Here is a 5,222-nt window from a genome sequence, read left to right on the forward strand (position 1 = left end):
CGCGTGTTCCCGCTCGACGGTTCCTCACCCGTCGGCCCCGGTGACGACCCAGCGGGTGTAGAGCCCGCCGCGGGGGCACGTGAAGGCCGCGGCGACGCGCAGCGGAACCCGGGTGGCGTCGGTTCCGACGGCCAGTCGCGAGTCGTCGCCGCCGACGATGATCTCGGGGGCGACCGACAGGACGAGTTCGTCGATCGCGCCCTCGCGCAACAACGTCCCGAGCAGCTGCGGACCGCCCTCGAACGTCACCTCGGAGGCCCCGAAGTGTGTGGCGAGGGAACGGACGGAGGTGCGCAGTGGACCCGGATCGAGCACGTGCACCGTGACACCCCGCTCCCGGGCGGCCTCGAGTCGGTCGCCGGGCACTCCGTGGGCGGCGACCACCTGCAGTCCGTCGCCGGCGTCGGCGCAGTGCTCGATGAGCGCGTCGCCCAGCGCGCGGGTGAACACCAGGACGACGGGAGGGGGACCGGGTCGTCTGTCCGCCCACACGGCGGCGGTCCGGGCGGGGCCGTACCCCTCGGCCAGAACGGTGCCCGAGCCCACCAGGATCAGGTCGGCCCGGGCCCGCATGGCGTCGTAGACCAGCCGGTCCGTCGGGGTCCCCAGCCCGCCGCTGCGGCCGTCCACGGTGGTCGTGCCGTCGACCGAGGAGATCATCACCGCGCGGATGCACGGCACGGGCAGACCCGGTTCGGGGTCCAGCGCCGCCCACAAGGCCTCGAGGGCGGCGGGGTCGTCGTCGATCACGGTGGGCCGTGTCATGCGCACCGGGGACTCCTTCCGTTCTGACGCCGGGTGTCCCCACGATAGGCTCTGCCCATGGTCGCTCGCCTCGTTGACGTCACCCCGGTGGTTCCTGCCGATCAGCTCGTGGCACAGATGGTTCCCCCGTCGATGTTCGACGATGTCAGTTTCGACTCCTACATCCCGGACCCGGCCGAGCCCTCGCAGGCCGCCGCGGTCAAGGCGTGTCGCGAGTTCGCCGAGTCCGTGGTGGCCCGTCGCACTCCCAAGAAGGGGCTGTTCGGCCGGCGACCGAAGGCGGTGCAGGGGACCGGTATCTATCTCGACGGCGGCTTCGGGGTGGGCAAGACCCACCTGCTGACGTCGATTTACCACAATTGCCCCGAGCCCAAGGCGTTCGGGACGTTCGTCGAGCTGACCCACGTCGTGGGTGCTCTCGGCTTCAACCGGGCCGTCGAGGAGCTCTCCGGGCACTCCGTCCTGTGCATCGACGAGTTCGAGCTCGACGATCCGGGCGACACCATGCTGGTGTCTAGACTGCTCGCGGAGCTCACCACCGCCGGTGTCAGCGTCGCGGCCACTTCCAACACGCTGCCGGAGCAGCTGGGGGAGGGACGGTTCGCGGCCAAGGACTTCATGCGGGAGATCCGCAAGATGTCGGGGATCTTCGAGTCGATCCGGGTCGACGGCCCGGACTACCGGCACCGTAACCTGCCCCCCGCCCCGGACCCGATGGACGACAGCGGACTCGAGGCCGAGGCCGAGGCGGTGGAGGGTGCCACGCTCGACGACTTCGACGCCCTGTGCGAGCACCTGTCGACCCTTCACCCGTCCAAGTACAACCGCCTCGTCGACGGCGTCACGCGGGTCTGCCTCAGCGGGGTCAAGCCGCTGCCGGATCAGTCGATCGCCCTTCGTCTCGTCGTCCTCGCCGACCGGCTCTATGACGCGGGGATTCCCGTGCGCAACTCCGGCGACAAACTGGACGCGATCTTCACCGACGAGATGATCGCCGGCGGCTACCGCAAGAAGTACCTTCGTGCCACTTCCCGACTCCTGGCGCTGTCCCGGTTCGAGACCGTCGGCGGCTGACCGGCAGGCCCCTCTCAAAGCGCCAGTTCGTACACGACGTCGGTGTTGGCGACCCCTCCGACGTCGAAGGTCCGGTTCCCGCGTGGTTCGAAACCACGCTTGACGTAGAACCTGCGGGCTCGGGCGTTGGCGACGTTGGTGGCCAGCCAGATGCTCCGCGTGCCCGCCGCTCTGCACCGTCGGCACACCTCGTCGAGCATGTCCGACGCGATCCCTCCGCCGTGGTGGTCGGGATCCACATAGAACTTGCTGACCCCGGTCGTGGGTCGGTGAATCACCTGTCCAGCGCAGCCCGGGTCCATCTTGGTCCCGGCGATCAGCAGGATGTACCCGACCATCTCACCGTCGTCGCCCCGGGCCACCAGGACCTCGTGGCCCGGCGTGACGAGGTGAGCTCTGAACGCCTCCGGGCCGAGGTGCTCGGCGATGAAGGCCCTGATCTCGACCGGCCCCAGTTCGGGAGGGCACGCCAGCGGGAACGTCCGGGCCGCCAAGGCCGAGACGGCGTCGATATCGGCCACCGAGGCGTCACTGAGTCGGGCGGTCACCCCACGAGCCTATAAGGCGCCGTTCAGGCGTGCAGGTGCAGGCTCTCGCCCGTCCGTGCCCCTCTGATGACGAGTTTCTCCGCGTCGTCGCCGCCACCGAGGATGAGCGTGAGCTCGAATTCATCGGTTCCCGTGCGCTGCAGATCAGCGAGGACACCGGTGGTGTGCCGGAAGTCGACGACGCGGCCGCGCATGGTCGCGATGTCGGCTTGGTCGATCGTCGTCGAATGGTGGAGGTGGGGCATCGCGGACATACCATCATGATCAGTGACCGACGTCACGTCGGGAGTACGTTCCGGTACCGAACGAGCGACAGTCCGCGAAACGACGAACGCCCCGGCCGGAGCCGGGGCGTTGTGTGGTGCGCGATACTGGGATTGAACCAGTGACCTCTTCCGTGTCAGGGAAGCGCTCTCCCGCTGAGCTAATCGCGCGGGTTTCCCGTCCGGACGTATCCGGACGTGGAGGTGGAGACGGGAATCGAACCCGTGTTGACGGCTTTGCAGGCCGCTGCCTCACCACTCGGCCACTCCACCGCAAAGGTATCGAGCCTGGTGAGGACGTCCTGGCTCCTCGATCCCTCCGAGCGGATGACGGGATTCGAACCCGCGACCCTCACCTTGGCAAGGTGATGCGCTACCAGCTGCGCCACATCCGCATCGCTCCCCGGCTCGCTGTTGCTCACCGCGTTGCGAGAATGAACATTAGCCGACGACGTTCGCGGAAGACAAATCCGGGGTCGGAAATGCCCGCTGAACTGGCCAGGAGCCCGATAGAGTTTCCGCACCACCAGCCCCGCCGGCCCCGCCCGCACCGCAGTTGCGGCCGTGGGCAACCCGGCTGGCCGGGGCCTGCCTGACCGCCCGAGTTTCGCGACCGGGTCAGCGCCGGAATGGACCGACGACGACGCGCACCGAGGTGCCGCTAGTGCAGCGCGGAGCAGACCATGGTGGAGGAGCGCGAGTCGGAGCGCCCGGACGGGAAACGGGAGCCCACACCGCCCCGTCGGGACCCGAATTGGGCGTGGGCACCGGGCTTGCTAGAGTATTGCGGGTGCCCGGGAGAGAAGCCGGGCGACGAGGTCCTATAGCTCAGTGGAAGAGCGCTCCGTTCACACCGGAGAGGTCACTGGTTCGAACCCAGTTAGGACCACCACCCGACGAACCCCGCTCTCCGTCTACCGGAGCGCGGGGTTTCGTCATTTCCTCATCGTTGCCGGTTCGCGATAGCTGTAGAGCACCCTCGCCGCCTCCCGGGCTGGCCGCGTCCAGGTTCGAGCGTGCCCTAGACGAACGTAGAGGTTTGGTAGTAAAAGCAGCCTCATTCGGAAATCTCGCCGAAACAGTACAGCCATAGCGTTCCTTCCGTGCTGCCGCACAAGGCCCTCGACGAGGGTCATCGTCGTAGGAAGGAACGCTAATGACGGGAATGTTCGTCTCCGCAGTCGTCGGGATCGTCGGCGGACCGGACGTACCGACTCGAACTCATCGAGTCGCCGTCCGACTACGTCTGGGGGATCGCCGGCCCGGACGTCGGGAAGATCTTCATGCGAACGGGCGAGCGGATCCGGATCGAGATGACCAACTCCACCTCGATGTGGCACCCGATGCACCTGCACGGGCACACCTTCGGCGTCCCGGAGCACGGGAGACTGCGGCGCGACACCGTGATCATCCACCCGGGCCAGAGTCTCGCGTTCGAGTTCGACGCCGACAATCCCGGCGCCTGGATGTTCCACTGCCACAACGCGTATCACCTGGACGCCGGGATGACCACCAACTTCTACTACGAGAGGTGACACTCGATGTTGCGCAACACCACCAAGCTCGCCGCCATGGCGACGTCCGCCCTCCTCCTCACCGCCGGGTGCTCGTCCGGTGACGTGGGGGCGGGGGCCGCGACCGGCACCACGGTCCAGGTCCGGGTGCTGGACATGAAGTTCGATCCCGCGGTCGTCACCATCTCCCCGGGAGACACCGTGGAGTGGGTCTGGGAGGCATCCCTGCCCCACGACGTCGCGTCGATGGAGGGAGCACCGGTCGCCTTCGCCTCCGAGCTGCAGACCTCTGGCACCTATGCGCAGACCTTCGAGACCGCGGGCGTCTACGACTACACCTGCACCCCGCATCCGCAGATGACCGGACAGGTCATCGTGGAGGGATGAGGCCCGTCACCCGTAGGGGGCGGGCGGGAACCTCCCCGAACCCGGTCCTCGCGTCGGTCACCGCAGTCGCGCTACTCGTGACCGGGTGCGGGTCTCCCCCCGAGCCCGCCAGGGTCACGGTGCGCAACGTCGCCTTCGACCCCAGAGAGCTGCACGTGGTCGCCGGCGATGAGGTCGCCTGGTTCTTCGACGACGGCGGGACCTACCACGACGTGGTCGTCGAAGGACTCGACGGCAACGCCGGCTTCCGGGCAGAGGGGGAGCACCGCATGGTCTTCCCCGAACCGGGCATCTACCGGGTGACCTGCTCGATCCACCCCCAGATGGTGGGCTCCGTGGTCGTGAGACCACCCGCCTGACCCTCGTCCCACCCCACCGATCCACTACCACACCACCAGTACGAGGAGGAACACCATGACAATCACACCCACCACGGCACCGCACCTCGCGGGAGCCACCGTCCCGCCCGACGGGGAGACCCGGTCCGTGGCGGATATATCCGACCTGGACCTCGGCGATCGCCCCGAGATCCGGCCGCGGATGGGCCACGCGGTCGGTATCGCCAAGCGCGTCGGGGTCGCCGCCGCATCACTGGCCGTCGGCGTCGGCGCCGCGGTGGCGGTCGGTGCCGTCACCGGCCTGACCGCACCGGTCGCCCTCACCGTGGGCGT

General features: G+C 68.2%; 6 protein-coding genes, 4 tRNA genes and 2 pseudogenes. 6 read left to right on the top strand and 6 right to left on the bottom strand.

Going from position 1 to position 5,222, the window contains the following annotated elements:
- Positions 1-24: 24 nt before the first annotated feature.
- Positions 25-765, bottom strand: a complete 741-nt coding sequence (locus G6024_RS02010; protein WP_194307194.1) for a dihydrofolate reductase family protein — start codon at positions 763-765, stop codon at positions 25-27.
- Between the two features lie 57 nt (positions 766-822).
- Between G6024_RS02010 and zapE the strand changes: the two genes are divergently transcribed.
- Positions 823-1,839: a cell division protein ZapE gene (gene zapE / locus G6024_RS02015; RefSeq protein ID WP_069388412.1), complete on the top strand. Its 1,017-nt coding sequence runs from the start codon at positions 823-825 to the stop codon at positions 1,837-1,839.
- A gap of 14 nt (positions 1,840-1,853) precedes the next feature.
- Here the strand turns inward: zapE and G6024_RS02020 are convergent, their stop codons facing one another.
- The 5 genes from G6024_RS02020 to G6024_RS02040 all read right to left on the bottom strand — a co-directional run bounded on the left by G6024_RS02020 (position 1,854) and on the right by G6024_RS02040 (position 3,045).
- On the bottom strand, positions 1,854-2,387 hold the full coding sequence (locus tag G6024_RS02020; RefSeq protein WP_159147818.1) for a GNAT family N-acetyltransferase: 534 nt from the start codon (positions 2,385-2,387) through the stop codon (positions 1,854-1,856).
- A 23-nt stretch (positions 2,388-2,410) separates the two neighbouring features.
- Positions 2,411-2,641 carry a hypothetical protein gene (locus G6024_RS02025; protein WP_119192974.1) on the bottom strand — a complete coding sequence of 77 codons (231 nt, stop codon included), beginning with the start codon at positions 2,639-2,641 and terminating at the stop codon, positions 2,411-2,413.
- Positions 2,642-2,746: 105 nt separating this feature from the next.
- Positions 2,747-2,821, bottom strand: a tRNA-Val gene (locus tag G6024_RS02030).
- Between the two features lie 28 nt (positions 2,822-2,849).
- Positions 2,850-2,923: transfer RNA gene (locus G6024_RS02035), tRNA-Cys, on the bottom strand.
- A gap of 49 nt (positions 2,924-2,972) precedes the next feature.
- Positions 2,973-3,045, bottom strand: a tRNA-Gly gene (locus tag G6024_RS02040).
- A gap of 422 nt (positions 3,046-3,467) precedes the next feature.
- On the opposite strand from G6024_RS02040, the gene G6024_RS02045 reads away from it, so the two are divergent.
- From G6024_RS02045 to G6024_RS02065, 5 genes and pseudogenes are all read left to right on the top strand, one after another.
- Positions 3,468-3,542, top strand: a tRNA-Val gene (locus tag G6024_RS02045).
- 307 nt (positions 3,543-3,849) lie between these two features.
- Positions 3,850-4,185, top strand: a pseudogene (locus G6024_RS02050) (multicopper oxidase domain-containing protein); the annotation flags it as partial.
- A 6-nt stretch (positions 4,186-4,191) separates the two neighbouring features.
- Entirely contained in the window at positions 4,192-4,551 is a 360-nt protein-coding gene (locus G6024_RS02055) for a cupredoxin domain-containing protein (RefSeq protein ID WP_119192976.1), read from the top strand.
- Positions 4,548-4,910, top strand: coding sequence for a cupredoxin domain-containing protein (locus tag G6024_RS02060; protein WP_159147820.1), 363 nt, complete (start codon positions 4,548-4,550; stop codon positions 4,908-4,910). Before G6024_RS02055 ends, G6024_RS02060 begins: the two co-directional genes overlap by 4 nt.
- A gap of 55 nt (positions 4,911-4,965) precedes the next feature.
- Positions 4,966-5,222, top strand: a pseudogene (locus G6024_RS02065) (hypothetical protein); the annotation flags it as partial.

It is taken from the genome of Dietzia maris (assembly GCF_014144855.1).
GTDB lineage: Bacteria > Actinomycetota > Actinomycetes > Mycobacteriales > Mycobacteriaceae > Dietzia > Dietzia kunjamensis.